Origin of the sequence: Roseobacter sp. AzwK-3b (assembly GCF_000170875.1) — a bacterium.
Lineage (GTDB): Bacteria > Pseudomonadota > Alphaproteobacteria > Rhodobacterales > Rhodobacteraceae > Roseovarius > Roseovarius litoreus.
Map to the genome: position 1 here is coordinate 1 of NZ_ABCR01000007.1, position 23,456 is coordinate 23,456.

A 23,456-nucleotide genomic window follows, 5' to 3' on the forward strand; every position below is an offset into this window, starting at 1 on the left:
GCCCGCGGGCCGTTGGGCTGTGTAAGATGTATACATAGCGCTTGCTCTTCAGATCACGCTTGCGCCAAACCTCGTACTCTTCCCACCAGGTCGCCTTCAGGCGCGTGATCGTCGAAGACGACAGCCCCTCGGCATCCGGCCCCAGAAGCGCCGCCAGCGCCTCGCTGCAGTCGCCGGTGGAGATAAGCGAGCCATCGATCAATCAGGGTATGTCGCTGTGCAATACGGCGGCATAGGCACCACGCGCCTTTTTCACCGTTGTCATCGCTGAGGTGTACGGTGGGAAAAAGGGGGCGGCGTTCGCATGTGGTGGTCGTCGTATCAAGCCGCCGGTGTACGGCGTGATTCCCGCACCGGTTTCCAGCCCTCAAGAGAGGGAGACATTATGTCGCATATCTGGGCGCGCCTGATGTCGAGCAAAATAGTATACTAAAGTATACAGATGGTAAATCTAAGCACGGCATAGATGACCGGAAACAAAGGGAAATTTGCGTTTGTAAAAAAATTGCCTGTTTTGTTAAATTTTTGTGGAAGTATTTTACAAATAAAACTCAATGTTCTCAGCGGGTAATTATAAAATTTTACTGAACTCCTTATAACTGGCGCGACCGCCCACGGGACTGCCTATCTGCCAGTCCGCAGGCGCGACCAAGGAGGAGGAGACCTATGGAAATGCAGCCTCAGTCAGGTATGATCAGCTTTTCGCCGTCCGAAGAGACAGTCGCGCGTGCGCATATCGATGCACAGGGATACGCGCAGATGTACGCCACCTCGGTCTCTGATCCTGAGGGTTTTTGGGCAAGTGAAGGGCAGCGGATCGACTGGATCAAACCCTTTTCCAAGGTCAAAAACACATCCTTCGAACCCGGAAATATCGATATCCGTTGGTTCGAGGATGGAACGCTGAATGTCAGCGCCAACTGCATCGACCGCCATCTTGAGACGCGCGGGGACCAGACCGCGATCATATGGGAGCCCGATGATCCCGCAACGCACCAGGCCAAGCACATCACCTACCGAGAGTTGCACCGTGCGGTATGCAAGATGGCAAATGTCCTAGAGGAGCTTGGCGTTCGTAAGGGCGACCGCGTTGTGCTCTACCTGCCTATGATCCCCGAGGCCGCCTATGCCATGTTGGCCTGCGCGCGCATCGGTGCCATCCACTCGATCGTCTTCGCGGGCTTCTCGCCCGACGCGCTCGGCGCGCGGATCAACGGGTGTGACGCCAAGCTGGTGATCACCGCGGATTATGCGCCGCGGGGCGGGCGCGAGACGCCGCTGAAATCCAATACCGATGCGGCCCTTTTGCATTGCAAGGACAGCGTCAAATGCCTCGTCGTGAAGCGCACGGGCGGGCAAACCACATGGACCGACCGCGATTTCGATTACGGCGAAATGATGCTGGAGGCCTCGGATTACTGCGCGCCGGCGGAAATGGGCGCCGAGGATCCGCTGTTCATACTTTATACAAGTGGCAGTACCGGACAGCCCAAGGGCGTGGTGCATACGTCAGGCGGCTATCTGGTCTATGCGGCGATGACGCATCAATACACCTTCGATTACCACGACGGGGACATCTTCTGGTGTACCGCCGATGTGGGCTGGGTCACCGGCCACAGCTATATCGTCTATGGCCCGTTGGCCAATGGCGCCACGACCATCATGTTCGAAGGCGTGCCGACCTATCCCGATGCCGGCCGCTTCTGGGAGGTGTGCGCGAAGCACAAGGTCAACCAGTTTTACACCGCGCCCACCGCCATCCGCGCGTTGATGGGGGCGGGCAATAACTGGGTTGAAAAACACGACCTGTCCAGCCTGCGTATACTCGGCTCCGTGGGCGAGCCAATCAATCCCGAGGCATGGACCTGGTACAATGACGTTGTGGGCAAGGGTCAGTGTCCGATCGTTGATACGTTCTGGCAGACCGAAACGGGCGGTCACATGCTCACCCCGCTGCCTGGCGCCACAGTGCTGAAACCCGGCGCGGCGCAACAGCCCTTCTTCGGGGTGCAACCCGTGGTTCTCGATCCGCAGACGGGCATCGAAATCGAAGGTAACGGCGTCGAGGGCGTCTTGTGCATGCAAGACAGTTGGCCCGGCCAGATGCGCACCGTCTGGGGTGACCACGCGCGTTTCGAGAAGACGTATTTCAGCGACTACAAGGGCTACTATTTTTCCGGGGACGGTTGTCGCCGGGACGCGGATGGCGACTACTGGATTACCGGCCGGGTAGATGACGTGATCAACGTTTCGGGCCACCGCATGGGCACCGCCGAGGTGGAAAGCGCACTGGTCGCACATGCCAAGGTCGCCGAGGCCGCCGTCGTCGGCTACCCGCATGACGTCAAGGGACAGGGTATCTACGCCTATGTCACTCTGATGGGTGGACAGACCCCGTCCGATGAGCTGCGCAAAGAGCTTGAGGTCTGGGTCAGGACTGAGATCGGCCCGATCGCCAAACCGGACCTGATACAGTGGGCCCCCGGCCTGCCCAAGACGCGCTCAGGTAAAATCATGCGCCGCATCCTGCGCAAGATCGCTGAGGACGATTTCGGCAGTCTTGGTGACACCTCGACTCTGGCCGATCCGTCGGTGGTCGACGACCTGATTGAAAATCGCATGAACCGGAGGGCTTAATCATGGACGGAACATCGACACCAAATTCGGCACCAGTCCTGATCCTGCTTGGCCCGCCAGGCGCAGGCAAGGGCACGCAGGCCCGTCTTCTGGAAGAAAAGCACGGCCTCGTGCAGCTTTCCACCGGCGATCTGTTGCGCTCTGCCGTTGCCGCGGGCACTGAAGCGGGCAAGGCCGCCAAAGCCGTGATGGAGGCGGGTGATCTGGTCAGCGACGAGATCGTCATCGCGATCCTGCGCGACCGCCTTGCCGAGGCCGATTGCGCCCGCGGCGTGATCCTCGACGGTTTTCCGCGCACCACGGTTCAGGCCGAGGCGCTCGATACGCTTTTGGTGGAAACCGGGCAAAAAATAAACGCAGCAATCAGCTTGGAGGTCGACGACGCGTCCATGGTGACGCGTATCTCGGGCCGGTTCACCTGCGGCGGCTGCGGCGAGGGGTATCACGACAGTTTCAAACCGACGGACAAGCCGGGCATCTGCGACGCCTGCGGCGGCACGGATATGAAACGCCGGGCCGACGACAACGCCGCAACCGTGGCTCAGCGTCTTGCGGCATACCATGCGCAGACCGCGCCACTGATCGATCACTACCAGGGCAAGGGGGCGCTATCCCGCATACCCGCGATGGGGGCCATCGACGAGATCGCCGCCGCACTGGACAGCGTTGTGTCAAAAACGACGGCATGACGAAAAAAACGGCCCGGCCGCGCGGTGCGGCACAGCCATGAATAAAGGAGGAGGGACTTTTCCATGTCTCAAGAGACCGACACCAACAACGCGTATTGGCAAGCCAATGTGCGTCTCATCCTGATCAGCCTCGTCATCTGGGCGCTGGTCTCATTCGGGTTCGGGATCATCCTGCGCCCAGCGTTGTCGGGTGTGGAGATCGGTGGGACCGATCTTGGTTTCTGGTTCGCCCAGCAGGGATCAATCGTCGTCTTTCTGGTGCTGATCTTCTTTTACGCATGGCGGATGAACAGACTCGACCGTGAACACGGCGTGGACGAGGAATAGGAAAATGGATCAGTTTACACTCAACCTGCTGTTCGTGGGCGCGTCCTTCGCGCTTTATATCGGCATCGCGATCTGGGCCCGCGCGGGCTCGACATCGGAATTCTACGCCGCCGGGCGTGGGGTGCACCCCGTTACTAACGGGATGGCCACCGCGGCTGACTGGATGTCGGCCGCCTCGTTCATCTCCATGGCGGGCCTGATTGCCTTCACCGGCTATGATAACTCGTCCTTCCTTATGGGCTGGACTGGTGGATACGTACTTCTGGCCCTGCTGCTGGCGCCTTACCTGCGCAAGTTCGGCAAGTTCACGGTGTCGGAGTTTATCGGTGATCGTTTCTATTCCAAGACCGCACGCATGGTGGCGGTGATCTGCCTTCTGGTGGCTTCGATCACCTATGTGATCGGCCAGATGCAGGGCGTGGGCATCGCCTTTGGCCGGTTCCTCGAGATCGACGCCTTCTGGGGTCTGCTGATCGGGGCCTGCGTGGTGTTTGCCTATGCCGTGTTCGGCGGGATGAAGGGCGTGACGTATACGCAGGTCGCGCAGTATTGCGTCCTGATCACTGCCTACACGATCCCAGCAGTCTTCATCTCATTGCAGTTGACCGGCAATCCGATCCCGGCCCTGGGACTTTTCGGAGAACACAGCGCCTCGGGCGAACCGCTTCTGGCCAAGCTGGACCAGATCGTGACGGACCTTGGCTTCAAGGAATATACCGCCGCGCATGGCTCGACCATCAACATGGTGCTCTTTACCCTTTCGCTGATGATCGGGACCGCGGGCCTGCCGCATGTCATCATGCGCTTCTTTACCGTGCCCAAGGTGTCCGACGCCCGCTGGTCCGCCGGCTGGACGCTGGTCTTCATCGCGCTGCTCTACCTGACGGCGCCTGCCGTGGGGGCTATGGCACGGCTCAACATCTCGGAACTGATGTGGCCCAACGGCACCGACGGCGCCGCCGTAAGTGTCGAGCAGATTGAGAGCGATCCCGAGTATGCCTGGATGGCGACCTGGGAAAAAACAGGTCTTCTGGGCTGGGAAGACAAGAACGGCGACGGCATGATCCAGTATTATAACGATGCCAATGCCGATCTTCAGGCCAAGGCCAAAGCGAACGGGTGGGAAGGCAACGAGCTTACCAACTTCAACCGTGACATCCTTGTTCTGGCCAACCCCGAGATTGCCAGCCTGCCTGGCTGGGTGATCGGTTTGGTGGCGGCGGGCGGCCTTGCCGCGGCCTTGTCCACGGCGGCTGGTCTGTTGCTGGCGATTTCCTCGGCGGTCAGCCATGACCTGCTCAAGGGGCAGCTGACCCCAAACATGTCGGAAAAATCCGAGCTTATGGCAGCGCGAATTTCGATGGCAGCGGCGATAGTTGTGGCCGTTCTGCTTGGCCTCAATCCGCCTGGCTTTGCGGCGCAGACCGTGGCATTGGCCTTTGGCTTGGCGGCGGCCTCGATCTTCCCGGCGCTAATGATGGGGATTTTCTCGACTCGCATCAACAACGTTGGAGCGGTTGCGGGTATGCTGGCCGGTCTTGTTGTCACGCTGGTCTATATCTTCTTGCACAAGGGTTGGTTCTTTATCCCGGACACCAACACGTTCACGGATGCCGACCCGCTGCTGGGACCGATCAAATCCACCTCCTTTGGTGCGATCGGTGCCTTGGTGAACTTCACCGTAGCCTACGTGGTCTCGGGCATGACCAAGGAAACCCCGCAGGAGATCAAGGATCTCGTGCAGAGCGTGCGTATCCCGCGCGGTGCTGGCGCTGCGGTGGACGGACACTGAAGCCGCTTGGGTCAGGGCGCGCGCTTGCGTCACTGCCCCGCGTATAAAATTCTTGTCCTGTCCACGTCACAGTGGGCAGGACAGTCTACAAATGGGGTCCCGCCATGACTTTGTCAGCGCCGCTGGTACAGTTCCTCGCTTCCGTTCATCCCTATGACAGTCTTGAACGTCCGGCGCTTGATGCGTTGGCTGCGCAATGTGTCGAGACCGCGTATTCGGGCGGGCAGACGGTGTTCAACACTGGGGAAGTGGTGGACAGCCTTTTCATCGTCGTTTCGGGCGAAATCGAGATCACGGATGATGCCGGCGTTCAGCTGTCCCTTCTGGGCCCGCGAAACTCCTTTGGCGAGCGCGCCCTGTTGCGTGAAGATGCCGCCAGCCGAACCGCGACCGCGATATCGGATGCCACCCTTATCCGAATGCCGTCAGCTGTCTTGTTCGAGTTGATGAATGCCTCACCCAAGGTCGCGCGGTTCTTTGACCGCCGCCGTCCGGCGCGGGCCGACCGCAAGGACCTGACAACGCTGCGCGTCGAAGAGTTGATGACCCGCAATCCGCTGACCTGCGCACCGGAGACGGCGATCCGGGAGGCGGCCGCGCGGATGCATGACAAACGGATCTCGTCCATTTGCATCGTGGATGAGGCCGGCATGCAGGGCATCCTGACAGTGCGCGACATGAACGGCAAGGTCGTGGCGCAGAATGCTGATACCGGCGCGCCCGTGTCCACGATCATGACTGCGTCCCCACTGACGCTTGGCCCAGACGCCCTCGGCACAGATGTGCTGCACCTGATGATGGAGCGCGGCATCGGCCATGTGCCCATCGTGGAGGGCAAGGCTCTCGTCGGGATCGTCACGCAAACTGACCTGACCCGTGTTCAGGCGTTGTCGTCCGGTGTTCTGGTCGGACGCATTTCGCAAGCCAAGGATGCGGCAGCGATGGCGCGCGTGACCGCCGAGATCCCGCAGCTTCTGGCGCAGCTTGTCGGTTCGGGCAACCGTCAAGATGTGATCACCCGGCTGATAACCGATATTGCCGATACTGTGACACGTCGTTTGCTGGCCCTCGCCGAGGACAGTCTTGGCCCTGCGCCGGTGCCCTACCTGTGGCTGGCCTGTGGCTCACAAGGGCGGCAGGAACAGACCGGTGTTTCAGATCAGGACAATTGCCTGATACTGTCCGATGACGCGAGCGAGGCGGACATAGCTTATTTCAATCGCCTCGCCACGTTTGTCAGTGATGGTCTGGATGCATGCGGCTATTTCTATTGCCCAGGCGACATGATGGCGACCAATCCGCGCTGGTGTCAGCCGCTGCATGTCTGGCGCAGCTATTTCGACGGCTGGATCGCGAAGCCGAACCCCGAGGCGCAGATGCTGGCGTCGGTCATGTTTGATCTGCGTCCCATTGGCGGCGAGCATGGCCTGTACGAAGACCTGCTGACCGATACGCTTGCCAAGGCGTCGAAGAATTCGATCTTCACGGCGCATATGATTTCCAACTCGATCAAGCATATGCCGCCGCTCGGCCTATTGCGGGGGCTGGCGACGATCCGATCGGGCGAGCATCGCAACCATCTCGACCTCAAGCATAACGGCGTCTTGCCCATCGTCGACCTGGGCCGCATCTATGCGCTTCAGGGCCGTCTCAAACCGGTCAACACCCGCGCCCGGCTGGAGGCCGCACAAAAGGCGGGTCTGCTATCGAAATCAGGGGGTGCGGACCTGCTGGATGCCTATGACCTGATCGCGACGTTGCGTCTCGAACATCAGGCGAAACAAATCAAGGCCGGCCACAAACCCGACAATTTCCTTGATCCGTCGGAACTTTCCGATTTCGAGCGCAGTCATCTCAGGGATGCGTTTGTCGTGGTCAAGACGATGCAATCTTCTGTGTCATCCGGGAAAGGCGCGTTAGGGTAGAGCCATGTTCTTGGAATTGATCGCCACCATTTTTGCCGGTGTCGCGGCCGCAGGGCTGATGATGCTGGTCAATATCGCCAGCGGCCGGGTTCTGCCGCGTTGGCTGACGCCGGTCGCGGCCGGGGTTGGGATGATCGCGCTGACCATCTCTAACGAATACACTTGGTTCGACAGAACGGTCAAAAACCTACCCGAGGGGGTCGAGATAGCGATGACCGTCGAAGAAAAGGGATGGCCGCGGCCGTGGACACATCTGTGGCCCTACACGAAACGGTTCGTCGCGGTTGATACTGCAAGCATGCGCCGTAACGATAGCCTGCCCGATCAAAGGATGACGGATCTCTATTTCTTCGGGCGCTGGTCACCGGTGAACAAGGCGCCAGTGCTCTATGACTGCAAGGCGGGGAGATCGGCGCTTCTGATCGACGGGGCGTCCTTTACCGAGGATGGGGCGGTGGCCGATGCTGACTGGCGGGCGATGCCGCCTGATGACCCGATCCTGAGACTTGTCTGCGAGACCTGACATGTTCACCCGCCTCAGCCTGCGCATCCGCATTTTCCTGTTTTTCTGCCTCCTGGCGGTGGGAGCGATGGGGCTGGCGGGGGGCGCGCTGTGGTTCGGGTGGTCGCGGGCCGAGAGCGATCTGCCCGCCGCACCGTTCATCACGGCGTTCGTCATATTTGTCTTTCTCAACACCGGGGTGATCGCGGCCATCTGGCTGTTGTTCGATGAAAATGTCGCCAAGCCGATCGGGAAACTGGCCACCGAGATGCGACTACGGGCGCATTCCGGTGTCGACAAGGCGGTCGAGACCGACAGTGCCAAGTACCTCGGGGATCTGGCCCCGGCCGCCAAGGCGGTGTCATCGACACTGAGCGCGAATGTCATGGACAGAGCGGGACAGGTTGCCCGCGAGACCGAACGGCTACGCGAGGAAACCGCGCGCCTGACGGCCCTTCTGACGGAAATTCCGCTGGCGACGATCTTGGTCAACCCGGCCCATGAGATCGTGCTCTACGATTCCCAGGCCGCCGAATTTCTGTCGCAGATCGCGCCGCCACGACTGAAGGCGCCGCTTGCGGATTACTTTGACGCCGACAGTCTCGCCGCGGCCCAGGCCAGGCTGGACAAGACCAAGTCTGAATGCACCGCAACGCTTGCGGATGTCTCGGGCCGGCGGGTCGTCGAAGTCAGGTTTAAGCCCCTCGATGCCGGGGCTTACATGCTTATCTTGGACGCAAAAACAGCTAGCGTGGACCGGCTGGCTGCGCGCCCTCTTGTTTATGATTTCGGCCTTTTGAACGTTATCCGGACGACCGCCATTGACGACGCGCCGCTAAGTTCTCTTTGTTTTGTGGCCTTCGATACCGAAACGACGGGCCTGTCGGCGCAGACGGACGACGTTGTGCAACTGGGAGCAGTCCGTGTTCTCAACGGGCGCGTCGTTCCCGGTGAGACGCTCGATACTTACGTGAACCCCGGCCGACCGATCCCGCCGGCCTCGACCGAGATTCACCGTGTTACGGATGGCCATGTCCGCGGAGCTTCGGATTTTGTCACCGTCGGGCGCAACTTTCATCATTTTGCCCGTGACGCGGTTTTGGTGGCCCATAACGCGCCGTTCGATCTGGCCTTCCTGCACCGCTTTGCCGACAGGATGGGGGTCGAATGGACCCATCCCGTTCTGGATACGGTGCTTTTGTCGGCGGTGGTATTCGGCACCACGGAACAGCATTCTCTTGATGCGCTTTGCGACCGTCTGGCGATTACCATACCCGACAATCTGCGCCACACCGCCTTTGGCGATGCGCAGGCGACGGCAGAAGCTTTGGTTAGACTGATCCCGCTACTTGAGGGGAAGGGGCTGACGACATTCGGGGACGTGATTACCGAAACCAAACGGCATGGCCGCCTGATCCAGGACCAGAATGTCAGCCAATCTCGCCATCAGAGGGCACCAGACCGATAATTGCCCCGCACTGAACCTGAAGGTACCGAAGCTGCGGCAGGGCAGTTATTTCCCCGGCTTTCTCGAGCCGCGCAAGACCTCGGAGAAGGCCCTCGTTGCCGTCATTCAGGAGGCATGGATCGGCGGTGTGTCCACCCGCCGGGTCGATGAACTGGCACAGGCGATGGGGCTGAGTGGCATCTCGAAAAGCACGGTGTCTAAGCTGTGCAAGGATATCGACGAAAGGGTGAACGAGTTCCTCGAACGGCCCCTGACCGGCGAATGGCCCTATGTCTGGCTCGACGCGACCTATCTCAAAGTGCGCCGGGGCGGAAGGATCGTCAGTGTCGCTGCCATAATCGCCGTTGCCGCCAACACAGACGGGCGGCGTGAAATCATCGGCCTGGGGCTTGGCCCATCAGAGGCCGAGACCTTCTGGATGGAGTTCCTGCGCGGATTGAAAGCTCGCGGGCTCGACGGCACCAAGCTGGTGATCTCGGACGCCCACAGTGGCCTCAGAGCAGCGATAGAGCGCGTGTTTGACGCCACATGGCAACGTTGCCGGGTGCACTGGATGCGCAATGCGCTCGCCCATCTCTCGTGGCCAGCATACGGTGGTCGCCGCCGCGATCCGGCAGGCCTTCGACCAGCCCGACCGAAAACAGGCGGGCGAGACATGGCGGCGTGTCGCCGATCAGCTCCGCTCGCGCTGGCCCAAGCTGGCCGAACTCATGGACGAAAGCGAGCACGATGTCTTGGCCTACATGGCCTTCCCCCGCCAGCACCGCACCAAGCTGCATTCAACCAACCCCATCGAGCGTAAGCGGTCGCTGGCCCTCACCTTTTACCCGCTTGTCTGACCTGCGATGCCATGTCCGATGGAGATCGGTGCAGGAGTTTCGCGATGGCGACTACGTTGGAGTTTCTCCGGGATTACGGGGTGGACATAAGGACCAACGGACAGCGACGCTGGCCGGATGAGATAAAGGCTCGGATCGTTGCTGAGAGTTTGCAGCCAGGTGTGAGCGTGAATGCAGTTGCGGCGCGGTATGGTCTTCGGGCGAACCATTTATCGGAATGGCGTAGTCGGGCACGTGATGGCCGGTTGGTTTTGCCTGTGGTTGAAGATGACAGCTTCTGTTTTGCACCGATCGTCGTGTCGGATGGTGGCGGCGGTGCGGATGTGCCGGCTGTCGCCGGGCAGCCCACAAAGCCTGACGGGTTGTCCTGTAAACCCATCGAGATTGCGATAGGTCGTGTGACAATCCGGGTCGATGGCACCACCAGTTCTGACCGGATTGCCGAGATCGTGCGGGCAATCGGGGCGCGGCCATGATGTTCCCGTCAAACCGCGTGCGGGTTCTGGTCTCGACGCAGCCAGTGGACTTCAGGAAAGGTCATGATGGTCTGGCGGCAATCGTGTCATCTGTGCTGCGCAAGGATCCGTTCACCGGCACGGTGTTTGTGTTCCGATCGCGCCGTGCCGATCGGCTGAAGCTTCTTTACTGGGACGGCACCGGTCTGGTGATGGCTTACAAGCGACTGGAGGAGGCAACCTTCACCTGGCCTGCGATCAAGGACGGGGTGATGGCGTTGAACCATGCCCAGTTCGAGGCGCTGTTTGCCGGGCTGGACTGGCGTAAGGTTAAAGCCTTAGAGGCGCGCCCCCCTGCTGCGGCAGAGTGAATCAACCATATGTTTTTGCGTGATTTTACTGGGGCATCTGGGTAGCTATGGCCTATGCAAACTGCCCCGCAACTTGATCTTTCCGCTATCCCGGCTGCGCAACGCGCGGCGGTTCTGGCGTTGATGGAAAAGGTAGCGGCGCTCACAGAAATAACCCAACGGCAAGAGCACCTGATCGCCGAGTTGAACCATGCCCTGCATGGGAAGCGGTCGGAAAAGCTGACCGAGGATGAGCGACAGCTGGCGTTCGAGGATCTGTCCATCGCACTGGCAGAGGTCGAGGTGCAGAAGGAACATCTGGCTGACAGGTCAGGTGACAAGACGACAACCAAGCCTGCGCCGAAGCGCACCATCGGCAATCTGCCGACAGCATTGCCCCGCATCGAAGAGGTCATCGAACCCGAGAGCCTGATTTGCCCTTGTGGCTGTGGCGTCATGCACAAGATCGGTGAAGACCGCAGCGAGCGGCTGGATATCGTGCCAGCGCAGTTGCGCGTCATCGTCACCGTGCGCCCGAAATACGCCTGCCGGACCTGCACCGACGGCGTGACCCAAGCCCCCGCACCATCGCATCTGATCATGGGCGGCCTGCCGACCGAGGCGACCATCGCCCATGTGCTGGTCAGCAAATATGCCGACCACCTGCCACTATACCGCCAAAGCCAGATTCTGGCGCGGGCGGGTCTTGATCTGCACCGCGCTGTGCTGGCCGATTGGGTGGGTAAGGCGGCGTTCCATCTCAAGCCCGTCGTCGACCGGCTGACCGACCATCTGAAGCGATCCAGCAAGCTGTTCATGGATGAAACCACGGCCCCGGTGCTGGACCCAGGGCGCGGCAAAACCAAAACCGGGTATCTCTGGGCACTGGCCCGCGATGACCGACCATGGGGCGGTGAGGACCCGCCAGGCGTGGTCTACTTCTATGCCCCCGGGCGCGCGGGCCAGAATGCCGAAACATTCCTGACAGGCTTTGATGGCATCCTTCAGATCGACGGATACCAGGGCTACAACCGGCTGACCAAGCCTACCCGCAAGGGCGGCAATCCCATTCGCGTGGCCCATTGCTGGGCCCATGCCCGGCGCAAACTGAACGAAGTCTTTGACCGCGATAGATCAGAGATCGCCGCCGAAGGCCTGCGCCGCATCGCCGGGATCTATGCCGTAGAAGCTGACATTCGTGGCATCTCCCCCGGCCAGCGATTGTCTGCCCGCCAGACCCACAGCGCTCCACTGGTCGCGGCCTTCGGTGATTGGCTGCAGGCTGAGCGACGCAAGGTCTCTGCCAAATCCCGCTTGGGCGAAAAGCTGACTTACATCCACAATCACTGGGACGGGCTGCAGACCTTCTTGGCTGATGGTCGCGTCGAGATCGACAACAACCGCGTCGAAAACATGATCCGACCGATCGCTTTGAACCGCAAGAACTCACTCTTCGCGGGTCACGACGAGGGCGGCATCGCTTGGGGCCGCATTGCCTCGCTCATCGAAACCTGCAAAATCAACGGCGTCGAGCCCTTCGCCTATCTCAAGGCAACCCTCACAGCGATCGCCAATGGCCACCCGCAAAACCATATCGAAGACTTGCTACCGTGGAACTTCAAGCCGTCAAGCTAAGCCGTCAGTGTTGTCCAGCGAACGCTTACCATCGAGCGCCTCAACAAAGAGGTCAAGCGCCGCGCAGACGTCGTGGGGATCTTCCCAAACGAGGCCTCAATCATCCGACTGATCGGCGCCGTGCTGTTCGAGCTGTCGCACAACGCGCTGGCGGCCGTCCGGCAGGAGGTCTTCTGCATACTCTGCAACGAAGGCGTCGGCCTCTGCCCGCAGCGCGGCAGCCAGCATGCGGCGCGCCCCATCCCGGGCAATCTCAGTCAGCGGATCATCGACAGTTTCCGGCTGACGAAGGGCGATGATGTCTGTAGTCTTCTCCATGGCGTATCGTTCCTCTTGGAAGTTCTGGCAGGCTTCAGCACCCGCCACGATACGCCACCCTCTCAAACCCCGTCACCCAGTTTTCCGCTTAGCTCTTTTGCGTTTTACATCAACGCCACGTCAACACCGCTCCTGAAAAACAACATTCATCCACAATCGCGTGCATTCGCATACGTCTCACGCGTACCTGCTGACATTCAACCGTCCCAAAATGGCCGTCGGCCATCCCTGAGTTAGTTTGCATGCCATGTGACTGCCCGGCACACTGGCAAACATTTCCGAGATATTGTCCGCGCGCCCCCACGAAAGCTTTTCTCCGCTAAATCGGAAAGGTTATCCGCATCAGATTGGAAGCTTTGTTCGTGCTGCACCTTTGAATGAGTTTTTGACGACCTGCGCCACGTGCGAAGTTTTGCATCGCGATCACGAACACTTTCCGTTGGCCTATAACGAACACTAGGTAGCACCTACCAATGCTAGCAAAGGTGTAACCTTGGTGCGCCTGAATGGCAGTGCCAAGCCGGATACCACTGAGCCAAGACTGCTTGTGATGCCCTGCAACGCCGTCGCCTCTTTTGTAGAAAGGCCTACTGAAGGCTCGTCCGTCGGGCGGACGCCGTTTAGGATCTGTAATGCCTCCCAGTCTCTCAGTGAAGCAAGGCTCCCGTCCGCTGTTAGTTTAATGCCGAGGATGATCCTGTGAACCGTTGCGCCAGTCCCAGTTATTTCATCCTCAGCCATAGCGATCACCATTGGTTTATCCAAACCTTCCACGCGCGCGAGGAATGCCTCTTGTTCACGGCACGTGGCAATTGCTCTATCGATTAAGGGGTGTCCTACGCCTAGCAATTTAATCATTGCCTGATCGGCCGGAAGCGACCTGTCAAACACAAGGTCGTCATACCTGTCGCGAAGGTCTACTGAGCCGCGCCACTTTTCCGGTGTTGCTACCGAAAGCCCGTCATCGCGTTTTGTTACCCGTCTACTGTTGAGGTGCATTGCATTTCGGAAGAAGGGCTCTAGGGCAGGAAGATCGAGTTTTGGAATATCCCCTCCTGCAGATTGGAAATCATATCGTGCTACATTTCCGACAATCGTTCGGACTGCGTCGACAGCATCTTCTCCTCCAAACTGCATTGTCCTTGAGTCAAACCATTCGGAAAGACGGTCAGTTTGGTGCGTTGAACCTTCCGAAAATAGCTCATCAAAGAAATGGCCACCCGTCATTCCGATCACTAATTGTGAAATATCTTCAGCTTCCTCCATGGAAGCCGATAGCGCCGCTTGGATGCGTCCGAGTTTTTCCTCGAGTAGCGCCCATATCCTGGCTTCTACCGTCTCCGGATTTCGCATTAGGTAAACTTGCACTGCTCGTTTCTGCCCATAACGATTCAATCGTCCGACCCTTTGGTGCAGTCTCATTGGATTCCAGGGAAGGTCGACATGTACCAAAGTCGCGCAGCGATCCTGAAGGTCGATACCTTCACCACCTGCTTCTGTGGAAATGAGGAAACGGGTCCGGCCGCCGTTGAAATCTTCAGCGGCCTTATCTCGAGGGTATTGTAAGATCGTCTCTTGGTCGTTCGGGCCAGAAACCACAAGGCGCTCGTCCCCGTTGATAAAACCTACGCAGCCTTTCCCAAATTTCTCTTCAAGAGTTTTGTGTACTAGCGCCTGCGTGGCTTTGTACTCCGTGAAAAAGAGGACTGGCTCTTCTGGCGCGAGGCGGGTTTCTATCAGATCGACGAGTTTGGTGACCTTTGTTTCGCTTTCGACTTTGTCAGCAAGCTCCAGGATTTCATCCAAGCGTTCGATCTCATCCTGCATGAGCATTAGTGCGATCTGATCAGGTCGGCTTTCTTCGGCCTCAGCCACCTCATCGAGCGTTTCCGGCTCATCCTCATCCTTCAATGAAACGTCCGTTACGCGCTTGGACAGTGTTGTACGACGACGCCTCAGCGCACTGCTTATTGCTGCAATCGACGACGCCGCAAGCTTCTGTAGGGCGATCAGAAGAAGCATTCTTGCGGTCTGCTGGCGCCCTGTCAGGTTTAGTGCATAGGCGCGGCCATCAAGAATGAATTCACTCATCGTTTCGTAGAATTCAGCTTCAGCAGTCGAGTAGGCGTAGTCGACTGATTCAGTGGAAACAGGCTTGAATAGCTTCTTGCCCTGTAGGTCAGTCGCTTGCGCCTTGTTATTTCTGATCATGGCTTTGTGCAGATCGGGAAGTTGCTCTGCAATATCCTTTTCTGGATCAAAAAGGTCCGGGCGTACAAGTTGCATCAACGCCAAGAACCCATAGTCCTTGCCCCGATGCGGTGTTCCGGTAAACAGCACCAAAGAGCCGATCTTTCCGGCATTCTCCAGCTCTTCGAGCAAGGAGTAGGTCAGCGTATTGGTGCGTTCCTGGGCTTGGAAGTGGTGGGCCTCATCCACAATGACTAAGTCCCATGGCTCCGCAGTCAGAAGCCTATCCCTTGCCTTCTTCATACGCAGCGTATGAAAGGATGCGACGACCTGTTGCGCCGTCTCCCAGAAACTGACGCGTCCACGGTCCAAATCCGCTGAATATTCCTGAAGGCGGATGTCAAACATTGTTTTGAGCCTTGCGCGCCACTGCGGAGCTAGTCTTGCTGGCGTCAGTACCAATACGCGGCGTACACGCCCTGATGTCAGCAAGGGCTCGAGGATGAGCCCAGATTCTATAGTCTTGCCAAGGCCGACGTCGTCCGCAACCAACCATCGTGTCGGCCAAGTTCTCGTAACCTGACGGCAGACCCACAATTGGTGCGGAAGGAGCTGAACACGTGATCGCGAAAACACGCCCCATTGATCGTTGATGGACTGAACAGCAAGCGCTTGGGCACGTGCCAACGTCGCAAGTGGATCATCAAGTTGGCTCTCTTGAAGCGCATTCTCAAGGGATCGAAGGTAATGGAGCTCGTTCGCTTCGACCTGCTGGATGACTGCACCGAAGCGAACAACAACCGTATCACCCAGGTCGCTGACCACTCGGCCTTCACCGTGCGTGGTGTGCCGCACAAATTGATCGACTTCAAAAGTTGTCATCCATATGCCTCCTCGTCATCGAGATAATCTTCCGAAAAGGCATTCGCATTGCCCAAGTCCGACAGAATTTTCTGCAATTTATCGCTGCGCCGTTCATCAGCTAAGATCTGTAGCGGGAGGTCGAGGTCACCAAAGAAACCCGCCTCATCGCCAAGGTGCTCTTGAATGAGTGCGTAGATTCTTGGCGATAAGTCCATCTGTCCATTCTCCCCAATGGACTCATCAAGATATTGGTTAAAGAGTCGTCTTACTCTTGCGGTGCTTGCCCAGCCGTAGGGATGCATTGCGATGGCATTTTCGTCAGTCCAGATGCAATGACGCACTGCTTCTCGAATCATCCAGTTGGCCCCAAGGCCCAGGCTCTGGCTTAGTGGCGCGCCTTCAAGACCCCGCCTTTGCCAGATCGGAGAACTGCTAAGTCGCCAGGCTTCTGAAAGAGCAACATGACCACCCTGACGGATGACGCCTGGCAATGTTTTGAACGCATCGACGTAGTCTGGTAGCCATCGTGCCAATACGTACAAATCAGAGAGCGAGCGCCGCCATTGTGGAAAATCGATCTTCCATGCATTGGCATGGGCCATATCTTCTAGCTGTCGCACCCAAGGTTGGGGATCGCTTGGGAGTTGGGCCGAAGCCATTTCTTTCCACCAACCATCGCGATGCGCTGCGGCAATAAAGCTTCGATGTTGGGAATCGAACGTTCTGCCGATCGTACGGAAGATGCCGAGGGCAAAGAAGGTGAACCACTCTTCGCGGTTATCTTCTGCTGAGGTATCTCTCAGCGTCTCGGGTGAAAAGAACTCAGGATAGGCGCTACTGTTTGCACGCTGTCTTTCCTCTTTGTGCTCCTTTTTCCACCAAGAGTGAACGGCCTCCAGGAATTCTGACGGATCAATATGGACTTGCGTTTCATCAGTTTCAGACCCGAATGGTTCCGCAACGAAATCCCATGCCCAACGCTTGCGCTGTTCGTCCGGATACAAAAGGCCGAGCAGCCTTGGCAGTTCATCCTCGGCGATATCAGAAACCAGATGGCTTGTTCGCAATTCATCAACTTTCAATGGAAGCCAACTAGGACGAACTTTCGCGAGTCTCTTGCCGACCTCTGTACCTTGTCGGCCATCAAGAACGTAATCTAGCAGTGCTTTCGTCTGCGCCTCATCCGACATCGCCGTCGCCCAATGGGCAAATGTCTCCGAAGTCCTCTGAAACCCGCTTTGGCGCATAGCGAGGCGGTACAAAGACAGTGCGTCACCTCGATATTCATTTTTAGCGACTGCTCCGTCAGGTGCAAAGCCAAGGACGCGAGTTTCTTCTTCATCCGCGTCGGAAGCGTTGCGTGGCGAATACCGGGCTTCCCGCCATGTATCGTCGGCCATTTTGAAGCGCGACTTCGATAGCACTTCTAGCAGATGTCGTTCCTCACGACCGTCGAGTGCTTCGAGGCGGTCCTTCGTGAGTACGCGTCCGAGTCGATCGGCAAGGACCGGATCTATGCGTTTTTCGCTTCCAATTTCCTCGCGCACGATCACCGGCAATGTGATCGTTGGAGGACGAGAGAAACCCAATTTCTGCAGCTGATCCGCTGCGCGCTGGCCAATGCAACTCGCTGAGAGCTCGTCCAGTGTGCCCCAGTCCCGTAGATCGGCCAGTAATGAGGGCTCAGACAAAAGACCGTGCATGGCATGTCGTGCTTCCGACGCACGCAGTAGCGCTGTGAATGGACGAGGAAGGCGCGTTGGGAAAACCGGGCGTTCTGCAATAAGACGACCATATCCTCGGTCTGGACCATGAAGGCGAGACGCAAGCGGATCATCAAGATCAAGGGCAAATAGCTCACCAAGCCGCGTCCAGAATGTGGCTGGCCCAGTCTCCGGAGAATGATCAGAGAGGCCCGTTTGAGCAGCGAATTTTGCCCAGTCATTTTCGATCAAATCGGCCAGTGCGATCAGCTTTTCGCCGAGCGCCATGCCCAGACGCTCTAGAGTGCCTTGGGGTTCCCCATCACCACGCTTTAACGATCCGCGGCCGGGATCAACTTGGAACTGACGGCCGTTCATCAGCCAACCCGATTTGAGCGTCTCTGCCAAAGGTGCAAGCAGCCAAAGACGGGGAAGTTCTTCCTTCGCAGGCGTCGGGCCGTCGCTTGAAAGAGGCAAGAATAGCATCGTGTCCTCCCCTAACTCCAAAGCAAGCGACCGCCCTGGTTCTGATCCTGATAGCTCGACTATGTCGACGTCCTCAGAGAGTGGACGATACTCGGCGTGCCATTCGCGAGATATCTCACCTTCAAGTTCGATACTGCGAATGCAGCGTGCCATCGCCGGCAGCCATCGTGCCGTTTCGCTAAACGCTTCAACAGCGGCGAACGCGGATTCCTGACGATCTTCATCGATGGAAAGTTGTATCGCAGTCGCACGGCGGCCGTCGTCTTCCTTGTCTAAGGAGAGCCGACGTCCATCTTGCCATGCCTCGGGCAGTATACCGCCTTGAACCTTACAGGCGACAAAACCGCTCGCGATACTAACCTCTTTTGCAATCAAGTGGACGCTCTTGAAGCCCAGTCCAAAGCGTCCGGTGACGCCCTCCCGTTTCTCCGAGAGATTCATAAGGAGCATGTTGAACAAGTCACGCAGCCAACCCTCGCGCTCTCCCTTATCAGGATCGGGGCCGGGGTGATTGATTAGACGACCCCAATGAAGCGCCCGAACTTCGGTCTCCGAAACCTCGAGTCTGAAGCGTGCTCGACCAGGAGGCTCGTGCTGTTCGGATGCGTCATCGGCATTCTGGAACAGCTCGAATAGAACACGATCTGGGGAATACCCGTAGTCTTCGATCTGCTTGCGTACCGCACAAAGCAGCTGAATACTTTCTTCCGGGGACTGTATCTTGGTCCAGAGCTCACGTTTGAAATCTGGAAGCTTTTGTTCTCGCTCTCTACCGGGCTTGAGCTGCTGTTCCTTCTTCTCGTATTCATCAAGAGCTTCTCGAAGAGCCGTGCCGCGCTTGGGCTTCAGTTCAGCCAGAATTTGCGGAAGGCGGTCTTCCAAGCGCGCTTGAGCATCCCTGACGGTCGTTTGCTCAATTTCCTTATAGTCGTTGGCGAGTTGGGTGAGTTTTTCGACTACTTCGCTTCGATACGCCATGCACTCTGACAGAACCGTGTGGAGAAGCCGAAGCACGTGCTTTGCATCGACCTGCTGTTCAAGCTCGGCAATATCAATTGTTTTGTGGTTGTAGATGCCACCTTGATGAACAACGGTCGTATTGCGATGCCGGTTTCCGATAACAAGAAGCGGTTCAAGCCCGCCAACGGGGAGTTCTACGAACTTATTGGAAAGGGACGTCAGCCGGACGCGCTCATGGCTCTCGACGTAGTTGACATTGACTAGCACCGTCTTAAGCGTTGATGCCGATTCAAGTGCCTTCTCAACGCGGCCCCAAACCTGATCGATTACCGTCTCTGATAATCCAAGTTCCTTGCAAACTATATTCTTGAACGGATCTGATCGTCTTACGACACCAACAAGAAGTGCCAAGAGCTGGGGCGGCACTCCTGCCTGTGCGTGTTTGAGCAGCGGGACAAGCGAGTTGGCACAGTGCTTTTCTTCCCTGGACAGTTCGCCCAAAGACCGACGCTCAGGCGCAGATTCTTCTCCTTGTCGGCTTTGGTCGTCCAGCTCGATACGTGGTTTCGGCCAGTATTCGTCCAAGCGTTCATCCAGTCGGTGTGCTGGTGCAATGCCTTGTACTCGTGCAGCTACTTGACTGCCAATTTGCCACCCCCCTGATTGAACAGGAACACGGATACCGCCCATGGCTTCATGGAGTTTTTCCGATCGCCAATTACATATCGTCCGAAATGCTGAGTCATAGAGGGTTCGCGCAGCCTTTTTCCCTTCTTCCGCTAGTTTTGCGAGCGCGTTGACGTGACTAATCGCTTCGGAAAAGTGCTTTTCGGTGACCAAGCCAAAATGACTCGAGAGTTCGGATGAGTCTTTTCCAGTGTGCCGGATCAGGGCGGAAAGAAGAGGCCAACCCGGCAGCGCCAGATCGGCCCCGAGTTCGGCAAGCTGTCCAACCGCCTTCGCTTCTTGTTCTTGGAGTTCGCCGAGGCGAGCACGCGGTGCTGCGCCATCAATCATAAAGAGCAAGGCATCCACAGAGTTGGATTGGTCAGGCAATACGTGTTCGCGGCGCAGTTTTTCAAAGCCTGGATGATCACGTACCTCGCGGCGAACGTCTGACAGCTGCACGAACGCAGCGTAATCACCACTTCCAAGAACGGCTCGCGCCGCGTCCAAAATCTCATCTGGGAGATCAAGAACGTCAGTTGGCGTCCAGGCCCGTCCTTGGTTATCTGGAATCCACTTCGTCCCCTGTAGGCGATACGGAGCCGCCTCGGTCAGGCGCTCAAGTGCATTGAGTATTTCCGTGACGAATTCATGCGGGCGCGATTGTGCCAGCGCCGCCTCGATCTGCGCTTCTGGTGACCAACTTCTCACCAAGCGCTCCAAGCGCTCGGACGCTTCACGAGTACGGGTTGGCTTCAAAATATGGACAACGCTCGCCAGCGAATCTGGAACGCGCCATTTGCTTGATGACCGCCATGTCTTGTTCGCCGGCAGATTCAATCCGTCTTCGGTAGGGAATATCGGCAGCCTGCACAGGTCTTCATCTGGTACGTCTGATTCAAGGAGCGCGTTGACGATATCGTCATCCAGATCCATTCGGGATAGGGCATCTATGTTGGCACTGAGCAGCTTTCCTAGGCTCGGCCCATCCATGGTTTCGATGCCGAGAAAACGCTGTTGAGGGGGATTGAGAACGTCCAAGATTGCACTGGGAATAAGGAAATCGGTTTCTGATCCTTCGATCAGTTTCAATGCAAGTGCATCAAGTCGTCCTGCAGCGTACGGCAATGCGAAGATACGTGCGCTTTCGTTTCCAGCTCGTCGATCGCCAACTGCAAGAACCCGAAGACCACGCCGCGCGTCGTGAGACTGCGTGACGATCACTTCCATCGCCTTTGCGCGTGCTTCTGCATCACCGTACTCGTCGGTGCGCAAAACCAGTGCTGCAAAATTTTCTTTGGTGCCTTCTGAAAATGAAAACGGCGACCCGATCTCTTCGAGTAGACGCGCGGCGTCACCGCCTACGATCAACGCTCCCGAGTTCAGAACCGCGTCTGACATGACCCTAAGCGCCTTCTGGACATTAGGACTACTCTTGAAGAGCCGTCGTTCAACGGCAGACTGGCTAAGGTCGCGCAAACTGATCAGCTTCGGAATACCGCTGCCGTCTCCGACTCTCAGTATTGAAAGCGTTGCTACATCGGGGTCATTGAGCGCTTCACGCAGATGCCTGCGCATCAGCTTTACAAGCGCAAGTGCCGCTGTACCCGCCGCGTCGGCATTGCGATCCTCGCTCAATAGTGGCTCCAGGGCAGCAAGCAACGGCGCAGCTCTACGAGAACTGATCTCTGCTAGCCCTGCGCTCTCGGGTAGCCAATCTGCGTGGAGACAAAGCGGCGCATTCTGCGCCTGCGCAAGTCTGCGCAACACGTAGCGCTCGGAGGCGGCGGGTGGCAACGGTACGATGTCCGCGCAGTCCACGGCAGTGAGAACCTCAGCGATCCGCGCATGCGGTGCAAGCGCTCGCGACGAGGCGATTGCCTTCCTCAGTCGGTCGATGACCAGCTCCGCCGCGGCTACGCGCAGTTCATCTTTAGAGCATGCGACAAGTAGGAAATTGGTCAGGAAGCGCGTGTGTCTTTCGCTTGCAAAGCACTCGGGCTCGAGCCCTGTCAGAAATTCCTTCAACTCGTTGGGGTCCCAGCTTGGCACTTCAGGCGAGAACAGTGCATCCTTGCCACAGACTAGCGTTAGGTTGCGCGCCGCAGACCACTTGGCGACATTTGGCATTAACTCTGCAAGCGCGACGCACCCACGCTCGTCGGTTGCCGGCAGGGGCCGCAGGGGCATCCCGGACGGAACGAGGCGCCAGTGCGCCGAGGTGCCGTCTTGAGTGACGTCGACGCAGCGGGCCAGGATATGGTCGGCCGCGATGGCTTCGCGGTGAGTACGGCCGAAGTTGCTCGTCGCCAGCGCTCTCACTGCGGCTGCCAGCGCCTCGCTCGAGAGCGCCTTTTGTACCAGAGCGTCGTGGAAGACAGATGGAATCAGCGGTAGAACAAGCCCGTCGCGGAGGCTACGGTTCCAATCGGCACGGAGCGCAGCCTCGTTCGAAGTCTTCTGATCGGGGTTTTCTGGGTCGGCACTATCAACTCCGATAACGCCCTTGCGTCCGCTGTCGACGAAAAAACATCCGTGAAGAAGCAGCTTTAGGTACCCCTTCCCTTCGTAGTGGATGGTGCGAAACGCCTCAGTCACCGGCAGGAGAACCGACCAGTCGGCAGAGAGCCGCCCAGGGCTGTCGGGCTCTATAAGCAGGATTGCAGCGCCGTGTGGTGTGGCCGTCTGCGGCTCCTCCTCATCGGTGTTTGCGTTGCGGCTGCGTGGCCAGTTGTCCGACTGTCGAAGGTCGTTTTGGAAGTCGTCAGATAAACGCCTCTCGCGGCCGAGGGCAAATATACCCGGACCGAGCACCCCACCGAAACTACGATCACCTGGATCAAGTCTATAGCCAACCATGCCGGGGGCTGCATCGCGGTCAAGTTCAACGCGCTCTCCGTTGATCGCCACAACCGCCCGGCGCACATGGCGCAGAGATGCGAGCATTTCAGCGAGACGTTGCCGGTCTGCAAGGGTCGTAAGGCTCTCTGGCGCGATATCTGTGGACACTATGCCCTTGCTGGTCGGCTTTGGGCGTAGTTTGTCACGCCGCAGGGGGAACCAGAAGTTCAGTCTGCTAGAAGAAGATATTAAGGGTTGGCCCGCTGAATCAATAAGGCATGCATCGGCTTGATCGATTCTGTCCCAGCCAATGCAATCATCGCCTTCTCGCCCGAGGGCCTTAAAAGGGTTGACGACAAAGGGCGTGATTTCTGCCTCGTAGCCAAAGGGAGCAACAACAAAGGCATCGCAAATATGGAAGACTGACTTCTGCCCAAGGCCGAACCTCCCTACTGCGGTTTCGTCGAGCGCCTTCACGCTTGCACCAAATGTCTGCATGCCCACGGCGGATCGGTCGTTGAAGTATCCATTGTTGGTAAGTAGAAGACCTGGACCTTTGAGGAGCGGGTTCTCGGCTTTTTCACCCCAGCCGGACAGCAGTTGGAATACGACTGTATCAGCTTCTGCATCATCGGCGTTCTGAAGGAGCTCCCGAAAAACAGGAAAACCGTCCCTGTAGGGATAGCGCTCAAGGTTGTGGCGCAGATGCTCTACGATGTCCTTTGGGTCGAATTGCATCAGAAATCAGTGCCTTGCTGCATGATGAGATTACATGATCACTATACCTGGGTTAGCTTAACAAAATGAGA

Annotated in this window: 12 protein-coding genes and 4 pseudogenes; 12 read left to right on the forward strand and 4 right to left on the reverse strand. The window is 57.9% G+C overall.

What is annotated here, in order from left to right:
* Positions 1 to 184: pseudogene (locus RAZWK3B_RS21685) on the reverse strand (hypothetical protein); the annotation flags it as partial.
* Between the two features lie 482 nt (positions 185 to 666).
* On the opposite strand from RAZWK3B_RS21685, the gene acs reads away from it, so the two are divergent.
* From acs to RAZWK3B_RS20655, 12 genes and pseudogenes are all read left to right on the forward strand, one after another.
* Complete coding sequence (acs, locus tag RAZWK3B_RS12845) at positions 667 to 2,637, forward strand: acetate--CoA ligase (RefSeq protein ID WP_007815796.1); 1,971 nt, start codon at positions 667 to 669, stop codon at positions 2,635 to 2,637.
* A gap of 2 nt (positions 2,638 to 2,639) precedes the next feature.
* The gene (locus tag RAZWK3B_RS12850; RefSeq protein WP_007815797.1) at positions 2,640 to 3,326 is read left to right on the forward strand and encodes an adenylate kinase; all 687 of its coding nucleotides are present in this window, start codon (positions 2,640 to 2,642) and stop codon (positions 3,324 to 3,326) included.
* 63 nt (positions 3,327 to 3,389) lie between these two features.
* Entirely contained in the window at positions 3,390 to 3,653 is a 264-nt protein-coding gene (locus RAZWK3B_RS12855) for a DUF4212 domain-containing protein (RefSeq protein WP_007815798.1), read from the forward strand.
* 4 nt (positions 3,654 to 3,657) lie between these two features.
* Entirely contained in the window at positions 3,658 to 5,445 is a 1,788-nt protein-coding gene (locus tag RAZWK3B_RS12860) for a sodium:solute symporter family protein (protein WP_007815799.1), read from the forward strand.
* Between the two features lie 104 nt (positions 5,446 to 5,549).
* Positions 5,550 to 7,370, forward strand: coding sequence for a DUF294 nucleotidyltransferase-like domain-containing protein (locus RAZWK3B_RS12865; RefSeq protein WP_007815800.1), 1,821 nt, complete (start codon positions 5,550 to 5,552; stop codon positions 7,368 to 7,370).
* Between the two features lie 4 nt (positions 7,371 to 7,374).
* Positions 7,375 to 7,893 (forward strand): hypothetical protein, encoded by a 519-nt coding sequence (locus RAZWK3B_RS12870; RefSeq protein ID WP_007815801.1) that lies wholly within the window; start codon positions 7,375 to 7,377, stop codon positions 7,891 to 7,893.
* A gap of 1 nt (position 7,894) precedes the next feature.
* A complete protein-coding gene (locus RAZWK3B_RS12875) occupies positions 7,895 to 9,340 on the forward strand; it encodes a 3'-5' exonuclease (RefSeq protein WP_007815802.1) in 1,446 nt (481 codons plus the stop codon).
* A 10-nt stretch (positions 9,341 to 9,350) separates the two neighbouring features.
* Positions 9,351 to 10,140 (forward strand): annotated as a pseudogene (locus tag RAZWK3B_RS12880) (IS256 family transposase); the annotation flags it as partial.
* 83 nt (positions 10,141 to 10,223) lie between these two features.
* Positions 10,224 to 10,655, forward strand: coding sequence for an IS66-like element accessory protein TnpA (gene tnpA / locus RAZWK3B_RS12885; RefSeq protein WP_007811945.1), 432 nt, complete (start codon positions 10,224 to 10,226; stop codon positions 10,653 to 10,655).
* Positions 10,652 to 11,005, forward strand: a complete 354-nt coding sequence (tnpB, locus tag RAZWK3B_RS12890) for an IS66 family insertion sequence element accessory protein TnpB (RefSeq protein ID WP_007812645.1) — start codon at positions 10,652 to 10,654, stop codon at positions 11,003 to 11,005. Before tnpA ends, tnpB begins: the two co-directional genes overlap by 4 nt.
* Positions 11,006 to 11,059: 54 nt before the next feature.
* Positions 11,060 to 12,619 carry an IS66 family transposase gene (gene tnpC, locus RAZWK3B_RS12895; protein ID WP_007813144.1) on the forward strand — a complete coding sequence of 520 codons (1,560 nt, stop codon included), beginning with the start codon at positions 11,060 to 11,062 and terminating at the stop codon, positions 12,617 to 12,619.
* Positions 12,620 to 12,640: 21 nt separating this feature from the next.
* Positions 12,641 to 12,751: pseudogene (locus RAZWK3B_RS20655) on the forward strand (transposase); the annotation flags it as partial.
* Positions 12,752 to 12,754: 3 nt separating this feature from the next.
* Here RAZWK3B_RS20655 and RAZWK3B_RS20905 read toward each other — a convergent pair.
* From RAZWK3B_RS20905 to RAZWK3B_RS12910, 3 genes and pseudogenes are all read right to left on the reverse strand, one after another.
* A pseudogene (locus RAZWK3B_RS20905) lies at positions 12,755 to 12,937 on the reverse strand (IS256 family transposase); the annotation flags it as partial.
* Positions 12,938 to 13,393: 456 nt separating this feature from the next.
* Positions 13,394 to 16,009, reverse strand: a complete 2,616-nt coding sequence (locus RAZWK3B_RS12905) for a DEAD/DEAH box helicase (protein ID WP_007815809.1) — start codon at positions 16,007 to 16,009, stop codon at positions 13,394 to 13,396.
* The gene (locus tag RAZWK3B_RS12910; RefSeq protein ID WP_007815814.1) at positions 16,006 to 23,385 is read right to left on the reverse strand and encodes a sacsin N-terminal ATP-binding-like domain-containing protein; all 7,380 of its coding nucleotides are present in this window, start codon (positions 23,383 to 23,385) and stop codon (positions 16,006 to 16,008) included. Before RAZWK3B_RS12910 ends, RAZWK3B_RS12905 begins: the two co-directional genes overlap by 4 nt.
* Positions 23,386 to 23,456: the final 71 nt, after the last annotated feature.

What these genes read in the sequence shown, in the direction of transcription:
- acs (WP_007815796.1), top strand. Translation starts at nt 667, where the DNA reads ATGGAAATGCAGCCTCAGTCAGGTATGATCAGCTTTTCGCCGTCCGAA.
- RAZWK3B_RS12850 (WP_007815797.1), top strand. Translation starts at nt 2,640, where the DNA reads ATGGACGGAACATCGACACCAAATTCGGCACCAGTCCTGATCCTGCTT.
- RAZWK3B_RS12855 (WP_007815798.1), top strand. Translation starts at nt 3,390, where the DNA reads ATGTCTCAAGAGACCGACACCAACAACGCGTATTGGCAAGCCAATGTG.
- RAZWK3B_RS12860 (WP_007815799.1), top strand. Translation starts at nt 3,658, where the DNA reads ATGGATCAGTTTACACTCAACCTGCTGTTCGTGGGCGCGTCCTTCGCG.
- RAZWK3B_RS12865 (WP_007815800.1), top strand. Translation starts at nt 5,550, where the DNA reads ATGACTTTGTCAGCGCCGCTGGTACAGTTCCTCGCTTCCGTTCATCCC.
- RAZWK3B_RS12870 (WP_007815801.1), top strand. Translation starts at nt 7,375, where the DNA reads ATGTTCTTGGAATTGATCGCCACCATTTTTGCCGGTGTCGCGGCCGCA.
- RAZWK3B_RS12875 (WP_007815802.1), top strand. Translation starts at nt 7,895, where the DNA reads ATGTTCACCCGCCTCAGCCTGCGCATCCGCATTTTCCTGTTTTTCTGC.
- tnpA (WP_007811945.1), top strand. Translation starts at nt 10,224, where the DNA reads ATGGCGACTACGTTGGAGTTTCTCCGGGATTACGGGGTGGACATAAGG.
- tnpB (WP_007812645.1), top strand. Translation starts at nt 10,652, where the DNA reads ATGATGTTCCCGTCAAACCGCGTGCGGGTTCTGGTCTCGACGCAGCCA.
- tnpC (WP_007813144.1), top strand. Translation starts at nt 11,060, where the DNA reads ATGCAAACTGCCCCGCAACTTGATCTTTCCGCTATCCCGGCTGCGCAA.
- RAZWK3B_RS12905 (WP_007815809.1), bottom strand. Translation starts at nt 16,009, where the DNA reads ATGACAACTTTTGAAGTCGATCAATTTGTGCGGCACACCACGCACGGT.
- RAZWK3B_RS12910 (WP_007815814.1), bottom strand. Translation starts at nt 23,385, where the DNA reads ATGCAATTCGACCCAAAGGACATCGTAGAGCATCTGCGCCACAACCTT.